Source organism: Ensifer sesbaniae, assembly GCF_013283665.1.
GTDB lineage: Bacteria > Pseudomonadota > Alphaproteobacteria > Rhizobiales > Rhizobiaceae > Ensifer > Ensifer sesbaniae.
The window spans coordinates 2,272,473-2,297,599 of the sequence record NZ_JABEKU010000001.1 but is presented as its reverse complement, the minus strand read 5'-3'; the positions used below and the strand labels follow the sequence as shown (position 1 = coordinate 2,297,599).

The 25,127-nt window shown below is 64.0% G+C and carries 23 protein-coding genes; 17 read left to right on the top strand and 6 right to left on the bottom strand.

The annotated features are described in order from the left end of the window. Positions 1–10: 10 nt before the first annotated feature. From ccoO to ccoP, 3 genes are read left to right on the top strand one after another with little or no spacing between them, the layout of a single operon-like run. On the top strand, positions 11–742 hold the full coding sequence (ccoO, locus tag BHMPCIPO_RS11120; RefSeq protein WP_173516795.1) for a cytochrome-c oxidase, cbb3-type subunit II: 732 nt from the start codon (positions 11–13) through the stop codon (positions 740–742). Between the two features lie 11 nt (positions 743–753). After that, positions 754–906 carry a cbb3-type cytochrome c oxidase subunit 3 gene (locus tag BHMPCIPO_RS11115; RefSeq protein WP_173516794.1) on the top strand — a complete coding sequence of 51 codons (153 nt, stop codon included), beginning with the start codon at positions 754–756 and terminating at the stop codon, positions 904–906. A gap of 3 nt (positions 907–909) precedes the next feature. Then, positions 910–1,773, top strand: a complete 864-nt coding sequence (ccoP, locus tag BHMPCIPO_RS11110; protein ID WP_173516793.1) for a cytochrome-c oxidase, cbb3-type subunit III — start codon at positions 910–912, stop codon at positions 1,771–1,773. Positions 1,774–2,037: 264 nt separating this feature from the next. On the opposite strand, the gene BHMPCIPO_RS11105 is transcribed toward ccoP, so the two are convergent. The 4 genes from BHMPCIPO_RS11105 to BHMPCIPO_RS11090 all read right to left on the bottom strand — a co-directional run bounded on the left by BHMPCIPO_RS11105 (position 2,038) and on the right by BHMPCIPO_RS11090 (position 5,124). Then, complete coding sequence (locus BHMPCIPO_RS11105) at positions 2,038–2,391, bottom strand: VOC family protein (protein ID WP_173516792.1); 354 nt, start codon at positions 2,389–2,391, stop codon at positions 2,038–2,040. A 3-nt stretch (positions 2,392–2,394) separates the two neighbouring features. Next, positions 2,395–2,805 (bottom strand): SRPBCC family protein, encoded by a 411-nt coding sequence (locus BHMPCIPO_RS11100; RefSeq protein WP_173516791.1) that lies wholly within the window; start codon positions 2,803–2,805, stop codon positions 2,395–2,397. A gap of 64 nt (positions 2,806–2,869) precedes the next feature. Then, a complete protein-coding gene (locus BHMPCIPO_RS11095) occupies positions 2,870–3,670 on the bottom strand; it encodes an AraC family transcriptional regulator (RefSeq protein ID WP_173516790.1) in 801 nt (266 codons plus the stop codon). Further along, entirely contained in the window at positions 3,646–5,124 is a 1,479-nt protein-coding gene (locus tag BHMPCIPO_RS11090; RefSeq protein WP_173516789.1) for an alanine/glycine:cation symporter family protein, read from the bottom strand. Before BHMPCIPO_RS11090 ends, BHMPCIPO_RS11095 begins: the two co-directional genes overlap by 25 nt. Positions 5,125–5,371: 247 nt before the next feature. Between BHMPCIPO_RS11090 and ccoG the strand changes: the two genes are divergently transcribed. The 6 genes from ccoG to BHMPCIPO_RS11060 all read left to right on the top strand — a co-directional run bounded on the left by ccoG (position 5,372) and on the right by BHMPCIPO_RS11060 (position 11,808). Further along, complete coding sequence (ccoG, locus tag BHMPCIPO_RS11085; RefSeq protein WP_173516788.1) at positions 5,372–6,946, top strand: cytochrome c oxidase accessory protein CcoG; 1,575 nt, start codon at positions 5,372–5,374, stop codon at positions 6,944–6,946. Then, a complete protein-coding gene (locus tag BHMPCIPO_RS11080; RefSeq protein WP_173516787.1) occupies positions 6,943–7,440 on the top strand; it encodes a FixH family protein in 498 nt (165 codons plus the stop codon). Before ccoG ends, BHMPCIPO_RS11080 begins: the two co-directional genes overlap by 4 nt. Further along, entirely contained in the window at positions 7,437–9,728 is a 2,292-nt protein-coding gene (locus BHMPCIPO_RS11075; RefSeq protein WP_173516786.1) for a cation-translocating P-type ATPase, read from the top strand. The genes BHMPCIPO_RS11080 and BHMPCIPO_RS11075 overlap by 4 nt, the downstream gene beginning before the upstream one ends. Further along, positions 9,725–9,883, top strand: a complete 159-nt coding sequence (ccoS, locus tag BHMPCIPO_RS11070) for a cbb3-type cytochrome oxidase assembly protein CcoS (RefSeq protein WP_034788403.1) — start codon at positions 9,725–9,727, stop codon at positions 9,881–9,883. The genes BHMPCIPO_RS11075 and ccoS overlap by 4 nt, the downstream gene beginning before the upstream one ends. A 179-nt stretch (positions 9,884–10,062) precedes the next feature. After that, positions 10,063–11,493, top strand: a complete 1,431-nt coding sequence (gene gnd, locus BHMPCIPO_RS11065) for an NADP-dependent phosphogluconate dehydrogenase (RefSeq protein WP_173516785.1) — start codon at positions 10,063–10,065, stop codon at positions 11,491–11,493. A 117-nt stretch (positions 11,494–11,610) separates the two neighbouring features. Continuing rightward, entirely contained in the window at positions 11,611–11,808 is a 198-nt protein-coding gene (locus BHMPCIPO_RS11060) for a hypothetical protein (protein WP_173516784.1), read from the top strand. 217 nt (positions 11,809–12,025) lie between these two features. Here the strand turns inward: BHMPCIPO_RS11060 and BHMPCIPO_RS11055 are convergent, their stop codons facing one another. After that, positions 12,026–13,648, bottom strand: coding sequence for an ABC-F family ATP-binding cassette domain-containing protein (locus tag BHMPCIPO_RS11055; RefSeq protein ID WP_173516783.1), 1,623 nt, complete (start codon positions 13,646–13,648; stop codon positions 12,026–12,028). Positions 13,649–13,760: 112 nt separating this feature from the next. Then, the gene (locus BHMPCIPO_RS11050; RefSeq protein ID WP_173516782.1) at positions 13,761–14,819 is read right to left on the bottom strand and encodes a LacI family transcriptional regulator; all 1,059 of its coding nucleotides are present in this window, start codon (positions 14,817–14,819) and stop codon (positions 13,761–13,763) included. A 520-nt stretch (positions 14,820–15,339) separates the two neighbouring features. Between BHMPCIPO_RS11050 and BHMPCIPO_RS11045 the strand changes: the two genes are divergently transcribed. The 8 genes from BHMPCIPO_RS11045 to BHMPCIPO_RS11010 all read left to right on the top strand — a co-directional run bounded on the left by BHMPCIPO_RS11045 (position 15,340) and on the right by BHMPCIPO_RS11010 (position 25,054). Further along, complete coding sequence (locus BHMPCIPO_RS11045; protein WP_173516781.1) at positions 15,340–16,575, top strand: ABC transporter substrate-binding protein; 1,236 nt, start codon at positions 15,340–15,342, stop codon at positions 16,573–16,575. Positions 16,576–16,784: 209 nt separating this feature from the next. After that, a complete protein-coding gene (locus BHMPCIPO_RS11040) occupies positions 16,785–17,693 on the top strand; it encodes a carbohydrate ABC transporter permease (RefSeq protein WP_173516780.1) in 909 nt (302 codons plus the stop codon). Between the two features lies 1 nt (position 17,694). Continuing rightward, on the top strand, positions 17,695–18,636 hold the full coding sequence (locus BHMPCIPO_RS11035; protein ID WP_376741653.1) for a carbohydrate ABC transporter permease: 942 nt from the start codon (positions 17,695–17,697) through the stop codon (positions 18,634–18,636). Positions 18,637–18,640: 4 nt separating this feature from the next. Then, the gene (locus BHMPCIPO_RS11030) at positions 18,641–19,735 is read left to right on the top strand and encodes an ABC transporter ATP-binding protein (protein ID WP_173516778.1); all 1,095 of its coding nucleotides are present in this window, start codon (positions 18,641–18,643) and stop codon (positions 19,733–19,735) included. Positions 19,736–19,885: 150 nt separating this feature from the next. Then, positions 19,886–22,360: a beta-mannosidase gene (locus tag BHMPCIPO_RS11025; RefSeq protein WP_173516777.1), complete on the top strand. Its 2,475-nt coding sequence runs from the start codon at positions 19,886–19,888 to the stop codon at positions 22,358–22,360. Between the two features lie 5 nt (positions 22,361–22,365). Further along, entirely contained in the window at positions 22,366–23,055 is a 690-nt protein-coding gene (locus BHMPCIPO_RS11020) for a D-lyxose/D-mannose family sugar isomerase (protein WP_173516776.1), read from the top strand. A gap of 43 nt (positions 23,056–23,098) precedes the next feature. Next, positions 23,099–23,860 (top strand): sugar phosphate isomerase/epimerase family protein, encoded by a 762-nt coding sequence (locus BHMPCIPO_RS11015; RefSeq protein WP_173516775.1) that lies wholly within the window; start codon positions 23,099–23,101, stop codon positions 23,858–23,860. 15 nt (positions 23,861–23,875) lie between these two features. Continuing rightward, positions 23,876–25,054: a Gfo/Idh/MocA family protein gene (locus BHMPCIPO_RS11010; RefSeq protein WP_173516774.1), complete on the top strand. Its 1,179-nt coding sequence runs from the start codon at positions 23,876–23,878 to the stop codon at positions 25,052–25,054. Positions 25,055–25,127: the final 73 nt, after the last annotated feature.

Sequence of the window (25,127 nt, the reverse complement as noted above, 5' to 3'; positions counted from 1 at the left end):
GGCATAGACCATGTCCATTCTCGACAAACACGCTTCGCTGGAGCGTAACGCCACCCTGCTGCTCGTCGGCTCGCTGCTCGTCGTCTCCGTCGGCGGTATCGTGGAAATCGCGCCGCTCTTCTATCTCGAAAACACCATCGAGAAGGTGGAAGGCATGCGGCCCTATTCGCCGCTGGAGCTTGCCGGCCGCGACATCTATATCCGCGAAGGCTGCTATGTCTGTCACAGTCAGATGATCCGCCCGTTCCGCGACGAAGTGGAGCGCTACGGCCATTACTCGCTGGCGGCGGAATCGATGTATGACCATCCGTTCCAGTGGGGCTCCAAGCGCACCGGGCCGGATCTCGCCCGCGTCGGCGACCGCTACTCCAACGAGTGGCACGTGCAGCACATGACCGAGCCGCGCTCGGTGGTGCCGGAATCGGTGATGCCGGGCTACGCCTTCCTCAAGGAGACGACGCTCGAGGTGGAGAACGTCGCCATGAACCTGAAGGCCAACAAGGCGGTCGGCGTTCCCTATACGGACGAGATGATCGACAACGCGCTGGCCGACATGAAGGCCCAGGCTGATCCGAATGCCGACACCTCGGGCGTCGAGGCGCGCTATCCAAAGGCCAAGCTCGGCGACTTCGACGGCAACCCGCAGAAGCTGACGGAGATGGATGCGCTCATCGCCTATCTGCAGATGCTCGGCACGCTGGTCGACTTCTCCACCTACGACGACACCACCGGCTATCGCTAAGGAGAACGCAGATGGAAACCTACACGGCCATGCGCCAGTTCGCCGATAGCTGGGCGCTGCTTGCCATGACGCTCTTCTTCCTCGGCGTCGTCGCCTTCATCTTCCGGCCCGGCGCCAAGAAGGCCGCCGACCAGGCCGCAGCCATCCCTCTGAAGGAGGATTGATCCATGGCGGAAAAACACGTCGACGAAATCAGCGGCGTCGAGACCACCGGCCACGAATGGGACGGTATCCGCGAACTCAACAACCCGATGCCGCGCTGGTGGGTCTATACCTTCTACGCAACCATCGTCTGGGCGGTCGGCTACATGATCGTCTATCCGGCGGTACCGCTTCTGACGGATGCCACCAAGGGCGTGCTCGGCTATTCGAGCCGCGCCGAGGTGAGCGCAGAGCTCGCAAACGCCAAAGCCGCCCAGGCCGGCAACCTCGAAAAGATCGCCTCGAGTTCGATCGCCGATATCATGGCCGATCCGCAGCTCCAGCAGTTCGCCGTTTCCGGCGGCGCCTCGGCCTTCAAGGTCAACTGCGCCCAGTGCCACGGCTCGGGTGCGGCCGGTTCCGCCGGCTTCCCGAACCTGAACGACGACGACTGGCTCTGGGGCGGCAAGCCCGAAGAGATCTACCAGACGATCGCCCACGGCATCCGCTATGATGGCGACGGCGAGACCCGCGTTTCGGAAATGCCGGCGTTTACCGAAATCCTGCAGCCGGAAGAGATCAAGCAGACGGCAGCCTACGTCGTCAGCCTCACCGGCACGCCGTCGGACGTCTCGATGGTCGAGCCGGGCAAGGCATTGTTCGAAGCCAACTGTGCGTCGTGCCATGGCGCCGACGCCAAGGGCAACCGCGAGTTAGGCGCCCCGAACCTGGCTGACGCACTGTGGCTGAAGGGCGAGGGCGAGCAGGCGATCATCGCGCAGATGAAGGTGCCGAAGCACGGCGTCATGCCCGCCTGGCTGCCGCGCCTCGGCGACACCACCGTCAAGCAGCTTGCCGTCTTCGTGCATTCGTTGGGTGGCGGCGAGTAGGGCTCGCCGGCACTCAGTGCCAGGGCGCCCCTCACTGTCCTGCCGGACATCTCTCCCCGCTTGCGGGGAGAGAGTCGCTGGGGGTGACGTTCTCGCAAAATCAGATCCTGTGAATGGCGAACGGTCAGGCTTGCTGCCTTCTCCCCGCTTGCGGGGAGAAGGTGCCGGCAGGCGGATGAGGGGCAGCGCTGATCGTCAACCAAGAAACGGCCGCGTCGAAAGACGCGGCCCTTCTCATTCCAGCGCGGCGGGGCGTTGTCAGCTTTACTGCTGCGACCACACCGCCAGTTCATAACCATCTGGGTCGGCGAAGTGGAAGCGGCGGCCGCCGGGGAAGGAAAAGATCGGCTTGACGATCTTGCCGCCTGCCTTTTCGACACGGGCCTGTGTTTGCTCGAGATCGTCGGCATAGATGATGACCAGCGGCCCGCCGCTGCCGACAGGGCCCGTGGTCGTGAAGCCGCCGGTTAGCCGGCCGTCCTGGAACTCGCAATATTCGGGGCCATAGTCGGTGAAGGTCCAGCCGAAGGCGCCGCCGTAGAAGGCCTTGCTCGCAGCGATGTCGGCGACGTTGAACTCGACATAGTCGATGCGGCCGTCGTTGCCCTTGTTACCCATTTTTCACCTGTCTTTTCCGGATTCCATGAGAGATTTCAAAGCGGCGAGATCCTTCGCCACCCAACCGGCGTCGCCGGCAAATTGTTCCGCGCTCATGCCCGGCTGGCGCAGAAGTGTGAACATCACCTCCGCCCCGTCGCCGTTCGGCACGACGCGCAGCGAATTGTGAACCTCGGTGCCATCTGCAAGCGTGACGAGATGATCGACGACGCCGAAGTCGTTGTCGGGGGCAAAGCGCACGCGCGCATCGCCGAGCGGTCCCGGCGCCAGCCAGTCCTCGCCGTCACGCGTCAGGCCTGACGACAGGCCGGAGGCCCAGCGGTGCATGTTCTCGTGCTTGGCCATGAAGGCGTAGACCTCGCGCCAATCGCGGTTGATGGTGGTGTGAACGATCTTCGCTTCAAGTGTTGGCATGCCTGGTTCTCCTGGACGCGGAATTAGCACGGGCGACCGCGCCGGTCTTGAACGAAACGGCCAGTCAGGCGGCCTGCCGATGGCCGCCAAGCTGGCGTCGGATCTCCGCAGGCGAGAGCGATGCCAGCTCCTTTGTCTCGCGCGAAAGATGCGCCTGGTCGGCGTAACCGGCATCGAGGGCAAGGATGCCGAGGCTCGCGGACGATTCGCGGCGGCAGGCTGCGAGGAAGCGTTGCAGGCGGAGAATGCGGTCGAGCGTCTTGGCGCCATAGCCGAAATGCTGGTGGCAGCGGCGGCGCAGCGTCCTTTCGCTGGTGCCGGTGGTTGCGGCCAGCGACCGGATTGGATTGTCCGAGAAATCATGCTTCTGCTGCAGGTAGGCGAGGCAGGCGGCGGCGTCGCTCGATGGCGGCGCAACCGCTGGCAGACGCTGCAGCACGGCCTCCGCCAGGATTTCGGCGCGGCGTGCCCAATCCGGCGCGTCCTGAAGCTTTGCGTCGAGTTCGCGCCCGGCCTTGCCCCAGAAGGCGTCGAGCGGGACGATTTCGCCGGTGATGTCGGAGAGCGATGTGCGCAGGAAGGACGCGGCGACGCCCGGCCGGAAGCGCAGGCCGACGACCTTGGCGCCGGCGGCGATCACCGGAAAGGCGGCAACCCGGTCGGGGCCGGCGACCACGAGGCCGCGATCCGACCAGAGGATATCGACGCAGCCGTCAGGCACGACCGCGATTGGCGCGGGCGGTCCCGACGGCATCTGGTGCCTCCAGAGGCATTCGACATGGCCGGCAAGCGCGTCAGGCGCGGCGCGCTCGCGATAGATGCCGTGCTGCTTTGCAAGCGTCAGCGGCCCGTGGGAGCCGTCCATGCCGTGTCCTCCACGCGTCGGCCCGCGCCGATCGCCTCTTCGCGCGACCAGATCTCGTCATCGATCTGGCCCTGCAGCTCCGGATAGTCGGCGGCGTGGAACACCGGATCGAGACCCTGCCGTCGCTGGGCGAAATAGTCCTTGGTCAGTTTGGCGATGGTACCGGAGAGGAGCAGGATGGCAATGAGGTTGATCGTCGCCATCAGGCCCATCGAGGCATCCGCCGCGTCGAATACGGTGGTGATGCTCTCCGACGCGCCCCATACGACCATGGCAAGCACGGCTGAGCGCATGATCGTGACGCCGAGGCGATTGGCGCCGCCGAGATAGGTCAGCGCGTTCTCGGCGTAGGAATAGTTGCCGATGATCGAGGTGAAAGCGAAAAAGAAGATCGCGATCGCGATGAAGTAGCTGCCGGTCCAGCCGATATGCACGTTCATCGCGGCTTGGGTGAGTTGCGTGCCGGTGACGCCGGAGCCCGGTTCCAGCGTGCCCGAGAGCAGAATCATGACCGATGTCGCGGTGCAGATCAGAATGGTATCGATGAAGACGCCGAGCGACTGCACGAAACCTTGTGACGCCGGGTGATGCGGCACGGGCGTGGCGACGGCTGCGATGTTCGGGGCCGAACCCATGCCGGCCTCGTTGGAAAAGAGACCGCGCTTGACACCGTTCATCATCGCGGCTGCGACACCGCCGGCAACGCCGCCTGCCGCCTCCTGCAGGCCGAAGGCGCTGGAGATGATGGTCCACAGCACGTTCGGCACGATCGCCGCATTGGCGACCAGCACATAGATCGCCGTCAGCAGATAGGCGATCGCCATGAAGGGCACCACGATTTCGGCGACGCGGGCGATCTGGCGGATGCCGCCGAAGATGACAATGCCGGAGATTGCTGCGACCGCGAGGCCGACAACGAATTTCGGAACGCCGAAGGCGCCTTGAACGGCATCCGCGATGGAATTGGCCTGGACCGCATTGAAGACGAGGCCGAAAGAGAGAATGAGGCAAACGGAGAAGATCGTCGCGGCCCAGGGCGCGTTGAGGCCGCGGGCGATGTAGAAGGCCGGGCCGCCGCGATATTGTCCATTCTCGTTGCGTACCTTGTAGAGCTGCGCCAGCGCGCTTTCCGCATAGGCCGTCGCCATGCCGACCAGCGCCACCATCCACATCCAGAATGTCGCACCCGGTCCACCGAGATAGAGCGCGACGGCGACACCGGCGAGATTGCCGGTGCCGACGCGTGAGGCGAGGCTGACGGTCAGTGCCTGGAACGGGCTGATGCCCGCCGCGTCCTTCGAACCGCCGTTACTCAACACGCGGAACATCTCGCCGAAATGCACGATCTGCGGGAAGCCGAGGCGGAGCGTGAAGTAGATGCCGACGGCGAGCAGGCCGTAGATCAGCACGTAACCCCAAAAGATCGTGTTCAGAAAGCCGATGATCGTGTCCATGCGGTTCCTCGTTGATATTGCAAGACAGTGATGTGGCGAACCGCGGTGCGGGTCGGATGGGAAAGGCCGGGCATCTTTTCCGGGAGCCTGGGCATTTTGCGAAAGCCTGGGCATTTCCTACGGAGGCCCGGACCTTTCGCCGCATGCTCGCGCTTTAGCCCGCAAACTTGACACAGATCAACGTTTTCGGAGGCCAAATCGGGCAAAAGGTGGTGCAATACACGACATATCCGGGGATTTCCCACAAATGAGCCTTCACTCAGCCGCAAATCCTGCCTCTGTCGAACGTCACGAGGCCGAGCCGGTCAATGCGGCGCATGTGCGCAAGCCGCTTTATGAAAAACGCAGGAAGATCTTCCCGAAGCGCGCCGAGGGCAGTTTCCGCCGCTTCAAGTGGCTGGTGATGCTGGTGACGCTCGGCATCTATTATCTGACGCCGTGGATCCGCTGGGATCGCGGCGCGCATGCGCCCGACCAGGCGGTGCTCGTCGATCTCGCCGCCCGCCGCTTCTATTTCTTCTTCATCGAGATCTGGCCGCAGGAGTTCTTCTTCGTTGCCGGTCTGCTCGTCATGGCCGGCTTCGGCCTGTTCCTGGTGACGTCGGCCGTCGGGCGCGCCTGGTGCGGCTATACCTGTCCGCAGACCGTCTGGGTCGATCTCTTCCTGGTGGTCGAGCGCTACATCGAAGGCGACCGCAACGCCCGCATGAAGCTCGATGCCGGCTCTTGGACGTTCGACAAGATCGTCAAGCGGGTGTCGAAGCATTCGATCTGGATCCTGATCGGCATCGCCACCGGCGGCGCCTGGATCTTCTATTTCGCCGATGCGCCGACGCTGTTGAAGAGCTTCGTTTCGCTCGAAGCGCCTGCTGTCGCTTACATGACCGTCGGCATCCTGACGGCGACGACCTATGTCTTCGGCGGCCTGATGCGCGAGCAGGTCTGCACCTATATGTGCCCGTGGCCGCGCATCCAGGCGGCCATGCTCGACGAGAATTCGCTGGTCGTCACCTATAACGACTGGCGCGGCGAGCCGCGCTCGCGCCACCAGAAGAAGGCGGCGGCAGCGGGCGAGGCGGTCGGCGATTGCGTCGATTGCAATGCCTGCGTCGTCGTCTGTCCGATGGGCATCGACATCCGCGACGGCCAGCAGCTCGAATGCATCACCTGCGCGCTCTGCATCGACGCCTGCGACGGTGTCATGGACAAGCTCGGCCGCGAGCGCGGGCTGATCTCCTATGCGACGCTGAACGATTATGCCGCCAACATGGCGCTCGCCACCAATGGCGGCACGACGACGATCGACCCGAGCCGTGTTCGCAACGCGGACGGCGGCTTCTCCGACAAGGTTCGCCATTTCAACTGGAAGATCGTCTTCCGCCCGCGCGTGCTGCTCTATCTCGGCGTCTGGACACTCGTCGGCATCGGTCTGCTCTATGCGCTCTTGTCTCGCGACCGGCTGGAACTCAACGTGCTGCACGACCGCAATCCGCAATTCGTCGTCGAATCCGATGGCTCGGTGCGCAACGGCTACATGGTCAAGCTCTTGAACATGATCCCGGAACAACGCACCATCACGCTCGCGATCGAGGGCATGCCTTCGGCGACGATGCGCCTTGCCGGCCATGCTCCGGGCGACGGCCGCACCTTTGCCGTCGGGGTCGATCCGGACAAGGTGACGGCGGTGAAGGTGTTCGTGACGCTGCCGGAGGACAAGCTTGGCGAGGCGGCCGATGGTTTCAGCCTGATCGTCGAGGATCCGTCGAGCCACGAGCGCGACGCCTACGAGGCCAACTTCAACAGCCCGGGAGCCGCGAAATGACGACCAGACAGGCAAAGGCGCCGCGCCCCTTCACCGGCTGGCACATGCTGGGCGTCATGGTGCTGTTCTTCGGCACGATCATCACCGTCAACGTGATCATGGCCTGGAACGCCAGCCATAGCTGGAGCGGGCTGGTGGTGCAGAATACCTATGTCGCGAGCCAGCAGTTCAACGGCAAGGTGAAGGAGGCGAAGGCCTTCGCCGCCAGCGGTCTCGACGGCAAGCTCAGCGTTGAGAAAGAGGCGTTGCGCTATACGCTGACGCGCCAGGGCAAGCCAGAACTGACCGCCGACAAGGTGGTCGCCATGCTGAAACGCCCGGTCGAGGAGCATGAGGATGTGACCGTCGAGATGGTGCATCAGGGCGAGGGCGTCTTCGTCGCCCCCGCGGCTCTAAAGCGCGGCCAGTGGATCGCCGACATCACCGCGACCAAGGGCGATGTCGTCGTCTATCGCCAGGCGATCCGCTTCATGGTGCCGGGAGAGACCCCATGAGCTGCTGTGCACCCGGGACCGAGATGGCTCTGGAGATCGACAGGGCCGGGCAGGGGCTGCCAAGCTCGGAAGAGCTGTGGCTGACGAGTCGGTCGCTCGGCGGGGGGCTCCGCCAGACAGATCTCAGCGTGCCCGGCGTGCATTGCGGCGCCTGCATCACCACACTCGAGGGCGCCTTGAAAGCGCGGCCCGAGGTCGAGCGGGCGCGTGTGAACCTTTCGTCGCGGCGCGTGTCCATCGTCTGGAAGGAAGAGCTCGACGGAGCCCGTACCGATCCTCGGGAATTGGCGCGGACCATCCGCGCGCGCGGCTACGAAACCCATCTGTTTGCGCCGGGCGAGGAGGACGGCGACCAGACGCTGAAGAAACTGGTGCGCGCCGTTGCTGTCGCGGGTTTCGCTTCCGCCAACATCATGCTGCTTTCGGTCTCCGTCTGGTCGGGCGCGGAGGCTGCCACGCGCGATCTGTTCCACTGGATCTCGGCACTGATTGCCGCGCCGACGCTGATCTATGCCGGGCGCTTCTTCTATGCCTCCGCCTGGAACGCGCTGAGGCACGGCCGCACCAACATGGACGTGCCGATCGCGCTGGCGATCACGCTCTCCTTCTCCATCTCGCTCTACGAGACGATCACCCACGGCACCCATGCCTGGTTCGACGGCACGGTGATGCTTCTGTTCTTCCTGCTGATCGGCCGCACGCTCGACCACATGATGCGCGGCCGCGCCCGCTCGGCGATCAGCAGTCTGGCCCGGCTGTCGCCGCGCGGCGCCATGGTGCTGGATGCGCAAGGGGGACGGGAATACCGCCCGGTCGACGAGATCAAGCCGGGCGAAAGGCTGGCGATTGCCGCCGGCGAGCGCATCCCGGTCGATGGCCGCATTCTCATGGGCGCCAGCGATCTCGATCGCTCGATCGTCAATGGCGAGAGCGCACCCGCACCGGTCAGGACCGGCGACACCGTCGAGGCGGGCACGCTGAACCTCACCGGACCGCTGACCATCGAGGCGACGGCTGCGGCGCGCGACTCGCTGCTTGCGGAAATCATGGGGCTGATGGAGGCCGCCGAAGGGGGCAGGGCGCGCTATCGCCGCATCGCCGACCGCGCGGCGCAATATTATTCGCCGGCGGTGCATCTGCTTGCGCTCTTGAGCTTCATCGGCTGGATGTTCGTCAACGGCGATTTCCACCACGCGATGCTGGTCGCGGTCGCGGTGCTGATCATCACCTGCCCCTGCGCCCTCGGGCTTGCGGTGCCTGTCGTGCAGGTCATTGCCGCCGGACGGCTGTTCCAGAATGGCGTCATGGTCAAGGACGGTTCCGCCATGGAGCGGCTCGCCGAGATCGATACGGTGCTGCTCGACAAGACCGGCACGCTGACGGTGGGCGAGCCGCGCCTCGTCAACGGCCAGGATATTCAGCCCTCCGTGCTGGCGACGGCGGCCGGCCTTGCCGCCCAGTCGCGCCATCCGCTGGCGATGGCCATCCATGATGCGGCGAAGCTTGCGCCCGTCATTGCCGGGGAGGTCCGCGAAATTCCCGGTGCCGGCATCGAGGCCCGCACGGAGGCCGGCATCTACCGGCTCGGCAGCCGTGCCTTTGCCTGCGGCGATGCCGGCGAGGCGAGCGGGCAGTCCGAGGCGATCCTGTCGCTGGACGGCCGCGAACTCGCCTGCTTCCGCTTCGAGGACCGGTTGCGGCCCTTCGCCCGTGAAAGCATCGAGGAACTCGGTCGGCTCGGTTTGGCGACAGGCATCCTCTCCGGCGACCGCGCGCCCGTTGTCGCAGCCCTTGCCCGGCGGGTCGGCATCGAGCGCTTCCAGGCGGAACTGACGCCGCGCGGCAAGGTCGATGAATGCGCGGCTGCGGCCGAGGGCGGTCACCGCGTACTGATGGTCGGCGACGGCATCAACGACGCCCCGGCGCTGCGGGCGGCCCACGTCTCGATGGCGCCGGCAACGGCGGCGGATGTCGGACGCCAGGCGGCGGACTTCGTCTTCCTGCACCAGGGGCTCAATGCCGTGCCGATGGCGATCGACACGTCGCGCCGGGCCGGGCGGCTCATCCGCCAGAACTTCGCGCTGGCGATCGGCTACAACGTGATCGCCGTGCCGATCGCGATCCTCGGCTATGCGACGCCGTTGATCGCAGCCGTTGCCATGTCGACCTCGTCGGTGATCGTCGTTGCCAATGCCTTGCGTCTGCGTGCTGCCACCGGCAATGTCGCCGAGGCGGCACCGGACGGCCGAGCGCCCGCCACCCTGCGACCGGTCGGGAATGCCTCATGAACACGCTGATCTATCTCATCCCCATCGCGCTGTTTCTCGGCGGCATCGGCCTTGCCGCCTTCCTCTGGGCGCTGAAGAGCGGCCAATACGAAGACCTCGAAGGTGCGTCCTGGCGGGTGCTGGACGATGGCGACGGCAAGCCCGAAAAGAAGTGATTTTGTCAGGAATCGCTTGTCGTTAATCGATTTGAATGCCAAAACACCCTCCGCCGTCGCTTCTCGCGCCAGGGCCTTCGACAGAGCCCGCCACGAGAGGGCGAAGTTCAATTCGAAGGGCCGGCTCTGACGCGCTTATCCCGATCGCGCCCGGCACTTCTGTCCAAGGAGGCAATCACGTGTCACAGGCGGAAATCGGCCTAATCGGTCTCGGCGTCATGGGCTCGAACCTGGCGCTCAACATCGCTGAAAAGGGCAACAAGATCGCGGTGTTCAACCGCACCGTCGAGGCGACGCACAAATTCTACGCGGAAGCCGGCGAACTCCAGGGCCAGATCGTGCCCTGCGACACGATTGAAGCGTTTGTCGCCGCCATCCGCCCGCCGCGCCCGATCATCATCATGATCAAGGCCGGCGAGCCGGTCGACCAGCAGATGGAGATCCTCAAGCCGTATCTCGCCAAGGGCGACATCATGATCGATGCCGGCAACGCCAATTTCCGCGACACGATGCGCCGCTTCGAGGCGCTGAAGGATTCGGGCCTCACCTTCATCGGCATGGGCGTTTCCGGCGGTGAGGAAGGCGCGCGCCACGGCCCGTCGATCATGGTCGGCGGCACGGAAGAGTCCTGGAAGCGGGTCGAAAGCGTGCTGACCTCGATCGCCGCGAAATACGACAACGACCCCTGCGTTGCATGGCTCGGTGAAAACGGAGCCGGCCACTTCGTCAAGACGATCCACAACGGCATCGAATATGCCGACATGCAGATGATCGCCGAAATCTACGGCATCCTGCGTGACGGCCTGAAGATGTCGGCGACCGAGATCGGCGAGGTCTTCGGCGCCTGGAACAAGGGCCGCCTCAACTCCTATCTGATCGAGATCACCGAGAAGGTGCTGAAGGCGGCCGACCCGCTGACCGGCAAGCCGATCGTCGATATGATCCTCGACAAGGCCGGCCAGAAGGGCACCGGCAAGTGGTCGGTGATCGAGGCGCAGAACATGGGCGTGCCGGCCACCGGCATCGAGGCGGCAGTTGCCGCGCGCAGCATCTCCTCGATGAAGGACGAGCGCGAGGCGGCCGAAAATATCCTCGGCCTGCCGCAGGTCGGCGAGTTCCAGATCGCCGACCGGGCCACCTTCATCAAGGATCTCGAAAGCGCGCTGCTCGCCGCCAAGATCGGCGCCTATGCGCAAGGGTTTGCGGTGATGTCGGCCGCGTCGAAGGAGTTCGACTGGAACCTGCCTATGCCGACGATCGCCAAGATCTGGCGCGCCGGCTGCATCATCCGCTCGCAGTTCCTCGACGAGATCACCACCGCCTTCACCAAGGCGCCGGATGCCGCCAACCTGATCGTGACGCCGGCCTTTGCCGCCATGGTCAAGGAGACCGACGGCGCACTGCGGCGCGTCGTCTCGGCCGCCGTGCTCGGCGGTCTGCCGGTGCCGGCGCTCGCCTCGGCGCTTGGCTATTTCGACAGCTACCGCCGCGGCCGCGGCACGGCCAACGTCATTCAGGCGCAGCGCGACTTCTTCGGCGCCCACGGCTTCGACCGCGTCGACGGCGCCGACAGCCACCACGGCCCCTGGGGTAGTGGCCTCAACGGCTAAGTCTGACGATAAAGTAGTCTGAAGACGGGGTGGCCTTGGCCGCCCCGTTTGCTATTTGGCCCTGCGTGGCAGTCCCTTCGGCCACACGACAAGCTGCCTGGTGCTGGAGCGTCCTTTGTGCGTTCATATGAACGCACAGCGCTCTGGGACCTCGATATGGGCGTCGATATCTCCGCCGAACCGGGACCGCTCGATGGGCCCGGATTGGAGCATGACTTGATCGGCAACACGGCGAAGAGCGAGGCGATCATCAACACAACGATGATCAGCAACAGCCTGTCGGTGAAGGCGGCCCGAAAAATTTGCAGCACATAGTGCTTGGTCTTCATGATGCCCACGCGCTTTCATCGTTACCAGCAAACGATGGCGGCAACGCACCGTCGGCACCTCAGCATCACGGTCCATGGGACGCGCGAAGCCCCCTTGACGATGCGCTGCCTGCGTCAACAGGATAACCGCTGACGGCCGAGATGGTTCCGAACGGAAAGGCATGGCCAGGCTTGGCGAAAGCAGCGGGCCGGCAGGCTGACGCTTAGCTCCTGAGCCCCGGGGCCTCCTGGCCGGTGCGGGCGACATATTCGGTATAGCCGCCGCCATATTGATGGATGCCTTCGGGCGTCAACTCCAGCACGCGGTTGGAGAGTGCGGCGAGGAAGTGGCGGTCGTGCGAGACGAAGAGCATGGTGCCTTCGTATTCCGCCAGCGCCTTGATCAGCATTTCCTTGGTGTCGAGGTCCAGGTGGTTGGTCGGCTCGTCGAGCACCAGCAGGTTCGGCGGATCGAAGAGCATGATTGCCATTACCAGGCGCGCCTTCTCGCCGCCGGAAAGCACGCGGCACTTCTTCTCGACGTCGTCGCCGGAAAAGCCGAAACAGCCGGCAAGCGCGCGAAGCGGCGCCTGGCCGGCCTGCGGGAAGGTGTCTTCGAGCTGCTGCAGTACCGTGCGGTCGCCGTCGAGCAGGTCCATGGCGTGCTGGGCGAAGTAACCCATCTTGACGCTGGCGCCGAGGGTGACGTTGCCTTGGTCCGGTTCGGTGGAGCCGGCAACGAGTTTCAGCAGCGTGGACTTGCCGGCACCGTTGACGCCCATGATGCACCAGCGCTCGCGGCGGCGCACCATGAAGTCCAGCCCCTCATAGATGCTGCGGCTGCCGTATTTCTTGTGAACGCCCTTGATGTTGATGACATCTTCCCCGGAGCGCGGCGCCGGGCGGAACTCGAAGGCGACCGACTGGCGGCGCTTCGGCGGCTCGACACGGTCGATCTTGTCGAGCTTCTTCACCCGGCTCTGCACCTGGGCTGCGTGCGAGGCGCGCGCCTTGAAGCGCTCGATGAATTTGATCTCCTTGGCAAGCATCGCCTGCTGGCGCTCGAACTGCGCCTGCTGCTGCTTCTCGTTCTGGGCGCGCTGCTGCTCGTAGAAACCGTAGTCGCCGGAATAGGCGTTGAGCGAGCCGCCGTCGATCTCGATAACTTTAGTAATGATGCGGTTCATGAACTCGCGGTCGTGCGAGGTCATCATCAGCGCGCCGTCGTAGTTCTTGAGGAAATCTTCGAGCCAGATCAGGCTTTCGAGATCCAGATGGTTGCTCGGTTCGTCGAGCAGCATCACGTCGGGCCGCATCAGCAGGATACGCGCAAGCGCCACGCGCATCTTCCAGCCGCCCGAAAGCGCCGACACGTCACCATCCATCATCTCCTGGCTGAAGCTCAGGCCCGCCAGCACTTCGCGGGCGCGACCCTCGAGCGCGTAGCCGCCGAGCTCCTCGTAGCGCGCCTGCACCTCGCCGTAGCGCTCGATGATCGCGTCCATCTCGTCGAGACGATCCGGATCGACCATCGCGGCCTCGAGCTCGTGCAGCTCGGCGGCGACTTCGCTCACCGGACCCGCACCGTTCATGACCTCGGCAACGGCACTGCCGCCGGCCATTTCGCCGACGTCCTGGTTGAAGTAGCCGATGGTCACGCCCTTATCGACGGCGACCTGGCCCTCATCCGGAAGTTCCTCGCCGGTGATCATGCGGAAGAGCGAGGTCTTGCCGGCGCCGTTCGGGCCGACGAGGCCGACCTTTTCGCCACGATTGAGCGCGGCCGAAGCTTCGATGAACAGGATGCGGTGGCTGAGCTGCTTGCTGATGTTTTCGATGCGGATCATGTCTGCGGTAGCCTGGAGGGAGGAGAGGGGCGCACTTGCGCCGAAATGTTGCCCCGGCCTGTCGCAGGTTTCTGCGTCACAAGCAAGACAGCAAGGGAATTTCCGGATTTCTCTATGCCCGCAAACCGCGGATGATCGGCGGTTGGAACTCCGGCTGGCTGAGGCTCTGCAACGTTTCGGCCGGCGCGCCGTCGATATGGCCGATCACTGCCTTGGCGAGTTCCCGGCCGGCGACGCGGATGTCCTCGTACATGGTCATGACCTCCGGCCGCAGCCAGCGCAGGAAGTCGCTCGGGACCTTCGAGACCATGTCGCAGTCCTCCGTGAGCTTCTTCTTGGCCATCTCAAGGCCGGCGATCAGCGCGATCGCGCCGGAGCCGCTGCCGGAAACGATGCCGTCGGGCGCGTCCTCCGAGCGCATCAGCACCTCGAAGGCGTCGCGGATCTCGACGAGCGAATGGTCGATGTTGGTCTGGTGAAAGCTGACCGCATCCGCCTGGAAATCGCGCAGGCCCCGCTCGAAGCCGGCGCGCATGTGCGAATAGAAGGTGAGATGCGGCGGCGGCTCGAGCAGTACCAGCCGGCGGCGCCCGTGCGCAACGAGCTTGCGCACCGCCTCATAGGCGAAGCGCTCGTTGTCGAAGTCATGATAGGGGTGGACAATGCCCATCTCGGTGCGGCCATGGGTGACGAAGGGCAGGCCGCGCTCGGTCAGAAGCGCCACGCGCGGATCGTGCGGCTCGGTGCGCGAGATGATCACGCCGTCGGCCGCACCCGTGTCGAGAATGTAGCGGATCGGCGCCAGCGCATCCTTGACGGCGCTATAGGGCGTGACGACCAGATGATAGGGCGTGCCGGCGAGGATCTCGGTGATGCCGACGACCATCGGGCTGGTGATGCCCATGATCTCTTCTTCCAATGTCAGCACCAGGCTGATGACATTGGTCTTGCCGGTCCTGAGGCGCACGCCGGCGCGGTTCGGCTGATAACCGATCTGCTTGGCGACGAGGCGCACGCGCTCCTTGGTTTCCGCGCCGATGTCGGGCGCATCCTTCAGCGCCCGCGACACCGTGGTGATCCCGAGCCCGGTCATGAAGGCGATCGTCTTCAGGGTTGGCCGGCCACCGTCCGGCGGCGGCGTCTGCGGCCTGTTTTTCGTCTTGCTGTCCATTGCCGTCACCCGCCCATTCTCTACCCGCGCGCTGCCGGCGGTGTCCGTCCGGCAGCGAAACGCGTCGGTTCAGCCCTGTCCACTGCTGCCCGCCGCGTCACTTCATCGCCTTATATACGAAAAGCAGCGAGCGGCTATCCTGCTTCGGACGGAGAGAATTGCTTCAAATCTGTAACGATACAGTTGCGATGTCGAGCATTTTTGTTGCTGCACTGCGAAAGATGAAGCGGTCTGGTTGAATCTCGATGCCGTGCGGATGTTTTTTGCGTTTGCGAGATGACGATTTTCGCCGCGGCGCTTGTTGCATGGAGAAATAGCATAGATATCAAAGCTATAAGCAAGACTCCTGAATGATGCAGACGGACACGTCGGACGCGCAAAGCGCTTTGGATCCCTGATGTCATATGCACGCAATAGCTGTTTTCTAAGATTATGTTTAAATCGATTGTGGTGGGTGTTGCGTCCTGTAATCGATTGCATTAAGTTTTTTACGGTAACGTTACAGTGAGGGAGGAGACTCATGAATTTACGTTCTTTCGCCATCGCGCTTTCGGCCGCCGTGGCCCTGCCGCTCAGCGCAGCCAATGCTGCCGATCTTGAAGTGACCCATTGGTGGACGTCCGGCGGTGAAGCGGCCGCGGTCGCGGAACTGGCCAAGGCTTTCGATGCGACGGGCAATCACTGGGTCGATGGCGCGATCGCCGGATCCGGCGGTACCGCCCGCCCGATCATGATCAGCCGCATCACCGGCGGCGACCCGATGGGCGCCACCCAGTTCAACCATGGCCGCCAGGCGGAAGAGCTGGTTCAATCCGGGCTGATGCGCGACTTGACCGATGTCGCCACCCGCGAGAACTGGAAGGACATCATCAAGCCGGCGAGCCTGCTCGATTCCTGCACGATCGACGGCAAGATCTACTGCGCGCCGGTCAATATCCATTCCTGGCAGTGGCTGTGGCTGTCGAACGCCGCCTTCAAGAAAGCTGGCGTCGAAGTGCCGAAGAACTGGGATGAGTTCGTGGCCGCCGCACCGGCGCTGGAAAAGGCCGGCATCGTGCCGCTCGCCGTCGGTGGTCAGCCCTGGCAGGCAGCCGGCGCCTTCGACGTGCTGATGGTCGCGATCGCCGGCAAGGACACCTTCCAGAAGGTCTTCGGCGACAAGGACGAGGAAGTGGCGGCAGGCCCGGAAATCGCCAAGGTCTTCAAGGCTGCTGATGACGCCCGCCGCATGTCGAAGGGCACCAATGTCCAGGACTGGAACCAGGCCACCAACATGGTCATCACCGGCAAGGCCGGCGGCCAGATCATGGGCGACTGGGCGCAGGGTGAGTTTGCTCTCGCCGGCCAGAAGGCTGGAACGGATTACACCTGCCTGCCGGGCCTCGGCGTCAACGAGATCATCTCCACCGGCGGCGACGCCTTCTACTTCCCGCTCCTGAAGGACGAGGAGAAGTCCAAGGCCCAGGAAGCGCTCGCATCGACGCTGCTCGATCCGAAGACGCAGGTCGCCTTCAACCTCAAGAAGGGCTCGCTGCCGGTGCGCGGTGACGTCGATCTCGCCGCCGCCAACGACTGCATGAAGAAGGGCCTGGACATCCTTGCCAAGGGCAATGTGATCCAGGGCACGGACCAGCTGCTTTCGGCTGACAGCCAGAAGCAGAAGGAGGACCTGTTCTCCGAATTCTTCGCCAACCCGTCGATCACCCCGGAAGACGCGCAGAAGCGTTTCGCCGAGATCATCGCCGCGGCGGAGTGACCGCAACTGCCTTGATTGACCGGCTCCGCCGAGGTGGTGGAGCCGGCCGAGGCCTCCCTTTCGGGGCGGCGTGAGCCGCACCGGTGGCCTGTGCGGGCTGGTCTCGCACGGCGCTTCAGGAGCGGTTGTCGCCCTGATGCGGCGGGACGCGCGGAACGCGCGGCGCTGCCCATCGTCCGAAACCCATTGCAGTTCCGGAGGAACGAAACATGGCGGGTTACAGTGAGGGTTCGGGCCGACCGAACCAGTGGCTGCGGAACCTGAATGCGAAGATTGCCTCCGTCCCGATGATCCTGACGGCCGTGGTGATTTTCCTCGGCGGCACGATCTGGACGGTCGTCTATTCCTTTACCAATTCCAAGCTCTTGCCGCGGCTCTCTTTCGTCGGCCTCGATCAGTACGAACGCCTCTGGGATGCGCCGCGCTGGCTCGTCTCGGTGCAGAATCTGGCGATCTACGGCATCTTCTCTTTGATTTTCAGCCTGGTGATCGGCTTCGTTCTGGCGGCGCTGATGGATCAGAAGATCCGCTTCGAGAACACCTTCCGCACCATCATGCTCTATCCCTTCGCCCTGTCCTTCATCGTCACGGGCCTGGTCTGGCAATGGCTGCTGAACCCGGAGTTCGGCATCCAGTCGGTGGTGCGCTCGCTCGGCTGGGAGAGCTTCACCTTCGACCCGCTCTACAATTCCGACATCGTCATCTACGGCATTCTGATCGCCGCACTCTGGCAGGGAACCGGGCTCGTGATGTGCCTGATGCTCGCGGGCTTGCGCGGTATCGACGAGGATATCTGGAAGGCCGCGCGCGTCGACGGCATTCCCATGTGGAAGACCTATCTCTTCGTCGTCATCCCGATGATGCGCGGCGTCTTCATCACCACGCTGGTCATCATCGCCAGCGGCATCGTCAAGGTCTACGACCTGGTCGTGGCGCAGACGAGCGGCGGTCCCGGCATCGCCTCGGAAGTGCCGGCCAAATACGTCTACGACTACATGTTCCAGGCGCAGAACCTCGGCCAGGGCTTCGCCGCCTCGACCATGATGCTCATCACCGTCGCCATCATCATCGTGCCTTGGGCCTATCTGGAATTCGGGGGAGGGCGCAAGCGTGTCTGATATCGTTGCTTTCAATTCGGTCGCCGAAGAGGCCGCACCCAAGGCACAAGTCGACCGGGTCGTTGCCGGTCCGCGCGGGCGCAAGCCCCGCCGGGCGCTGTCTTCGCGCAATATCGTGATCTACGGCACGCTGATCGTCGTGGCGCTCTATTACCTGCTGCCGCTCTACGTGATGGTGATGACCTCGCTGAAGGGCATGCCGGAAATCCGGCTCGGCAACATCTTCGCCCCGCCGCTCGAAATCACCTTCGAGCCCTGGGTCAAGGCCTGGGCGAGCGCCTGTACCGGGCTCAACTGCGACGGGCTTTCGCGCGGCTTCTGGAACTCGGTGCGCATCACCGTTCCCTCGACGATCGTCTCGATCGCGATCGCCTCGGTCAACGGCTATGCGCTTGCCAACTGGCGCTTCAAGGGGGCGGAGCTGTTCTTCACGATCCTGATCGTCGGCGCCTTCATTCCCTATCAGGTGATGATCTACCCGATCGTCATCGTGCTCCGCGAAATGGGCATCTACGGCACGCTGACCGGCCTCATCATCGTGCACACCATCTTCGGCATGCCGATCCTGACGCTGCTCTTCCGCAACTATTTCGCCGGTCTGCCGGAGGAACTGTTCAAGGCGGCGCGCGTCGATGGCGCGGGCTTCTGGACGATCTACTTCAAGATCATGCTGCCGATGTCGCTGCCGATCTTCGTCGTGGCGATGATCCTGCAGGTCACCGGCATCTGGAACGACTTCCTCTTCGGCGTCGTGTTCACCCGGCCGGAATACTATCCGATGACGGTCCAGCTCAACAACATCGTCAACTCGGTCCAGGGTGTGAAGGAATACAACGTCAACATGGCGGCGACGATCCTGACCGGGGCGGTTCCGCTCTTCGTCTACTTCGTCTCCGGACGGCTTTTTGTTCGCGGCATCGCCGCCGGCGCAGTGAAAGGGTAACAACATGCAAAACGTCAGCGTATCGGTCAAAGACCTGTCGTTGAGCTTCGGCGCCGTGACTGTGCTCGACACGCTCAACCTCGACATCAAGGACGGCGAGTTCCTGGTGCTGCTCGGCTCGTCGGGCTGCGGCAAGTCCACCCTGCTCAACTGCATCGCTGGCCTGCTCGATGTCAGCGACGGGCAGATCTTCATCAAGAACAAGAACGTTACCTGGGAGGAGCCCAAGGACCGCGGCATCGGCATGGTGTTCCAGTCCTACGCGCTCTATCCGCAAATGTCGGTGGAGAAGAACCTCTCCTTCGGCCTGCAGGTCGCGAAGGTCCCGAAGGAGGAGATCGACAAGCGCGTCAGCCGCGCCGCCGAAATCCTCCAGATCCAGCCGCTCCTGAAGCGCAAGCCCTCGGAACTCTCCGGCGGCCAGCGCCAGCGCGTGGCGATCGGCCGGGCGCTGGTGCGCGATGTCGACGTGTTCCTCTTCGACGAGCCGCTCTCCAACCTCGACGCCAAGCTGCGCTCGGAGCTGCGCGTCGAGATCAAGCGGCTGCACCAGTCGCTGAAGAACACGATGATCTACGTCACCCACGACCAGATCGAGGCGCTGACGCTCGCCGACCGCATCGCCGTCATGAAGAGCGGCGTGATCCAGCAGCTTGCCGACCCGATGACGATCTACAACGCGCCGGAAAACCTGTTCGTCGCCGGCTTCATCGGCTCGCCGTCGATGAACTTCTTCCGCGGCGACCTGCAGCTTCGCGATCAGCGCGCCTACGTCCACGTCAACGGCGTCGATTTCGACGTATCGGCCTACCCGTCACGGGCGCCGTTCGTGCATGGGCAGAAGGTCGTTCTCGGCCTGAGGCCCGAACATGTGCGCGTCGACGAGGTGGCGAGCGGGGCGGCGGCCTCGCATCGGGCGGTCGTCGATATCGAGGAGCCGATGGGCGCCGACAACCTGTTGTGGCTGAAGCTCGCCGGGCAGTCGATGTCGGTGCGCATCGCCGGCCAGCGGCGCTATGCGCCGGGCACGGCGGTCACGCTTTCCTTCGACATGGGCGTTGCCTCGATCTTCGATGCGACGAGCGAGAATCGCATTTAGCTGCATGTCGCGCAAAGGTGTGAAGCGGTTTTGCGGAAACGATACGCGCGGACGTAGAGAATAGAGGGTGGCGCCGGGCGGAATGCTGCCCGGCCCATCCCGGCGATGACAGCGCCGGCGCCTGTGCCGGCCGACCAGTGGAATACGACAATGCTCTCCGAGGACTACACCCGCACCGCCATCCGTCTCGACCTCGCAGGCGATTGGCAGCTCTCTTCCGTCGACCACAGTCACACGCTGGCGATGGCGCTGCCGGGTGATGTGCACTCGGCTTTGCTGAGGGCCGGCGCGATCGACGACCCCTATGTCGGCCGCAACGAGAACGACGTGCAGTGGGTGGCGCACAAGGACTGGGTGATCGAACGCTCGGTTACGGTCGCAGCCGGTGACCTCTCGGGCTACTGGTATCTCGATCTGGAATGCCTCGACACGGTTGCCTCGGTCTTCGTCAACGACCGGCTGGTGCTCGAGGCCGACAATTGCTTCCGCCGCTATCGGCCGGAAGTCTCAAAGGCGCTCGTCGCCGGTGAGAACCGCATCCGCATCGCGCTACGGTCCTCGATATCGGAAGGCGCCCGCCGTCAGGGCGCGCAGCCCTTCTACGTGCCCTATCATCCCGGCAATTCGCCGATCGCCAATGGCAACATGCTGCGCAAGCCCCAATGCCATTTCGGCTGGGACTGGAACCTCGCGATCGCGCCGCTCGGTGTCTATGGCGAGATCGCGCTCTGCCGGCTGGAGACGGCCCGCATCGAGCATGTGACGACGAAGCAGATTTGGCTGGAGGATGGCAATGTCGACCTGGTCGTGACGGTGACGCTCTTTGCCGATGCGCCCGGCATCGTGCCCATACATTTCTCGCTCGACGAGGACCGCGAGCGGCTGGACTGCGCCGTCGGCAAAGGGGAGACCCGCATCACCCATGTCTTCACCGTCGCCAAGCCGAAGCACTGGTGGCCGGCCGGCAGCGGCGAGCAGCGCCTGTCGGTCCTGACCGTCGAGGTGCCGCAGGAGCAGGTGACCCGCCAGATCGGCTTCCGCACCATCGAACTGCTCACCGACAAGGACGAGGCCGGCAGCCGCTTTGCCTTCCGCGTCAACGGCCGCGAGATCTTCTGCAAGGGGGCCAACTGGATCCCGGCCGATGCGCTGCCGTCGCGGGTGACGCGGGAGGGCGTCGAAGACCTGCTGACCTCGGCCGTCGACGCCAACATGAACATGATCCGCGTCTGGGGCGGCGGCTTCTACGAGCCAGACTGGTTCTACGATCTCTGCGACCGGCTGGGACTGATGGTCTGGCAGGACTTCATGTTCGCCTGCAACCTCTATCCCTCGACCCCGGATTTCCTGGAAAACGTCGCGGCCGAGGTGGACTATCAGGTCAGGCGCCTGTCGACCCATCCGTCGATCGCGGTCTGGTGCGGCGACAACGAGCTCGTCGGTGCGCTCACCTGGTTCGATGAACCGCGCAAGGACCGCGACCGCTATCTCGTCTCCTATGACCGGCTGAACCGCACGATCGAAGTGGCGCTGAAAGCGGCGCTGCCGGAAGCGATCTGGTGGCCGTCGAGCCCGGCGTCGGGCTATCTCGACTTCGGCGATGCCTGGCATGCCGATGGCTCCGGCGACATGCATTACTGGTCGGTCTGGCACGAGAACAAGTCTTTCGACAATTACCGCACCGTGCGCCCGCGTTTCTGCTCGGAGTTCGGCTTCCAGTCCTACACGTCGATGCCGGTCATCCGGCAGTTTGCGGCGGAAAAGGACCTCAACATCGCGTCGCCCGTCATCGAGAGCCACCAGAAGAATGTCGGCGGCAACGAACGCATCGCCGGCACGATGTTCCGCTACTTCCGCTTTCCCAAGGACTTCCCGGCTTTCGTCTATCTCAGCCAGATCCAGCAGGGGCTGGCGATCCGTACCGCCGTCGACTACTGGCGTTCGCTGAAACCCCATTGCATGGGCACGCTCTACTGGCAGCTCAACGACACCTGGCCGGTCGCCTCCTGGTCGAGCCTCGACTATGGCGGCAGCTGGAAGGCGATGCACTACATGGTCCGGCGCTTCTTCCAGCCGGTCTCGGTTGCGGCGATTCCGTCCGCGGACGGCAAGGACATCGCCTTCTCGATGGTTAATGACACCGCCGAGCCCGTGACGGTCGAGCTTCAGACCTTCCTCGTTTCGCTCGATGGCAAGCGCACGCCGCTGACGGCGGCCGCCGGCACCTGCAGCCCGGATCGCGCGGCAACGCTGGTGACGATCGCGGCTTCCGATATTCCCGCCGACAGCTTGCTGTTCTGGTCCTTCGAGGCGTCGAACGCGATGCGCGGCGAGGGCCATCACGTCAACGGCACTTACAAGGCGCTCGACCTCATGCCCTCCGGTCTGACGCTCGATGTCGCTCCAGTAGGCGAGGGCGCGTTCGACGTCACCGTCAGCGCAAGCGGGCTGGCGCTGCACGTGATGATCGAGGCGGACGTCCCTGGCCGCTACTCCGACAATGCCTTCGACCTCTTGGCCGGCGAAACGAAGATCATCCGATTTACGTCAAAGGAATTGCTTGGCCTCGGTGAGTTCCCGCGCTTCTCCGCCTTCGATCTCGAATCCTGCCAGGGAAAGGGTTGACCGCCATGAAACGCAGCCACGTCAACGATATCATCGCCAAGAGCGATGCCTTCATGAAGAGTTTCGGCTTCACGCTGCCGCCCTTTGCCTATTGGTCGCCGGAGCAGTTGAAGGCGCGTGTCGCCTCCGACAGCCCGACGATCTTCGATGCCCGCCTCGGCTGGGACATCACCGATTACGGCAAGGGACGCTTCGACGAATTCGGGCTGGTGCTCTTCACGCTCCGCAACGGCGATGCTTCCAACCTCAAGACCGGGCAGGGCATGGTCTATGCCGAGAAGCTGATGATCACCGCCAAGGGTCAGGTCAATCCGTTGCACCGCCACGCGGTGAAGACCGAGGACATCATCAATCGGGGCGGCGGCGCACTGGTGCTGCAGATGTACAATTCTAGGCCCGATGGTTCCGTCGACGAGGAGAGCGATGTCGTCGTCGCCACCGATGCGCGGCTGCGACGCTTGAAAGCCGGTGATTTGCTGAAGTTGAAGGCTGGCGAAAGCGTCACGCTTCTGCCCGGCAACTGGCACGCCTTCTGGGCCGAAGGCGCCGACGTGCTGATGGGCGAGGTTTCGACCGTCAACGACGATCTTACCGACAATTATTTCCGCGAACCCGTCGGCCGCTTCTCGGCGATCGAGGAGGACACGGCACCCACCCACTTGCTGGTGTCGGACTACGACACCTGGCTCAAGTGATCCCAGCAATCCCAAGACCAAAGGACCAAACGAGGAGGATTTCATGAAGGACGTCAGTTTCCAGCTCTATAGCGCCCGCAATTTCCCGCCTTTCGCCAACGTGCTCACGGCGCTCGGTGAGGCCGGCTACAGCCAGGTCGAAGGTTACGGCGCGCTCTATGCGGCGCTCAGCGACGCGGAGATCGCGAGTTTCAAGGAAGGGCTCGACAGCAACGGCCTGGCCATGCCGACTGCCCACTTCGGTCTCGACATGCTGGAGAGCGATCCGGCGCGCGTGCTCGAGATCGCCAAGGCGCTCGGCGTCAAGGCGATCTATTGCCCCTACCTGATGCCCGACCAGCGCCCGACGGACGCGGCCGGCTGGCGTGTCTTCGGCGAGCGGCTGCAGAAGGCCGGCAAGCCCTATCGCGACGCCGGGCTGACCTTCGGCTGGCACAACCACGATTTCGAATTCGCAGCGCTTCCCGATGGCAGCATCCCGCAGGATCTGATCTTCGCGGGCGGTCCGGATCTGTCCTGGGAGGCCGACATTGCCTGGATCATCCGCGGCGGTGCCGACCCGATCGCCTGGATCAGGAAATACGGCGACCGCATCACCGCCGTGCACGTGAAGGACATCGCGCCGGCCGGCGAGAAAAAGGACGAGGACGGCTGGGCCGATGTCGGCGAGGGCATCGTCGACTGGAAGGGCCTGTTCCAGGCGCTTGCCTCCACCAAGGCCCGCTACTTCATCGCGGAGCACGACAATCCGAGCGATTTCAAGCGCTTCGCCAAGCGCTCGCTCGCCTCCATCCAATCCTATTGAGAAGCAGGTTCATCCATGACCAAAGAACTTGGCGTCGGCATCATCGGATGCGGCAACATCTCCACCACTTATTTCAGGCTCGCGCCGCTCTTTAAGGGCATCAAGGTTATCGCCTGTGCTGACATCAACCCGGCGGCGGCCGAGGCGCGGGCGGCCGAATACGGCGTCGAGGCGCAGAGCATCGAGGCGCTGCTGGCCAATCCGGATGTCGATATCGTCGTCAATCTGACGGTCCCGGACGCGCATTTCCCGGTATCGAAGGCGATCCTCGAAGCGGGCAAACACGTCTATTCCGAAAAGCCGCTGGTGCTTTCGCTGGAACAGGGCGAAGAACTGCGGGCGATCGCCAAGGCGAAAGGTCTGACGGTCGGCTGCGCGCCGGATACCTTCCTCGGCGGCGCGCACCAGCTTGCCCGCAGCACCATTGACGCCGGCAAGATCGGCCGGGTGACCTCGGGCACCTGCCACGTCATGAGCCCGGGCATGGAGATGTGGCATCCGAACCCGGACTTCTTCTTTCTGCCGGGCGGCGGGCCGATCCTCGATCTCGGGCCCTATTACATCGCCAACCTGATCAACCTGATCGGGCCGGTGAAGCGCGTCGCAGCCCTTTCCTCGATGGCGAACCCCACCCGTACGATCACCAGCGAGCCGCGCAAGGGCGAGGTGATCCCGGTCAAGACGCCGACCAACATCCATGCGCTGCTCGAATTTGAGAACGGCGCGACGATCACGCTGTCGGCAAGCTGGGATGTCTGGTCGCACCGCCATGCCAATATGGAGCTCTACGGCACCGAAGGCTCGCTCTTCGTGCCCGATCCGAACTTCTTCGGCGGCAAGGTGGAAGCAAGCGGCCGCGACAGGAACATCCAGCCGCTCGACCCCTGGGACCACCCCTTCGGCATCGAGAATCAGGAGCACCCGCAGGGACCGATCGCGAACTACCGCACCGCCGGCCTTGCCGACATGGCGCTTGCCATCCTCGAGGGCCGGGATGCCCGCTGCTCGCTCGACCGCGCGCTGCACGGCGTCGATGTGATGGTCTCGATCCTGAAGTCGGGCGAGGAGGGCCGCTTCATCGAGCTTTCCACCACCTGCACCCAGCCGGCCGCTCTCGGCATCGACGAGGCGCGGGCGCTGCTGCGCGAGACGGAGGAAGAAATATCGGGAAATCGCGTCGCCGCCGCTTCATAGCGACAGCGGACAGGTTTAGACCTTTGTGACTTCAGGTTTCCGTTGCGGCCAACCGCTACGGAAACCGTTTCAT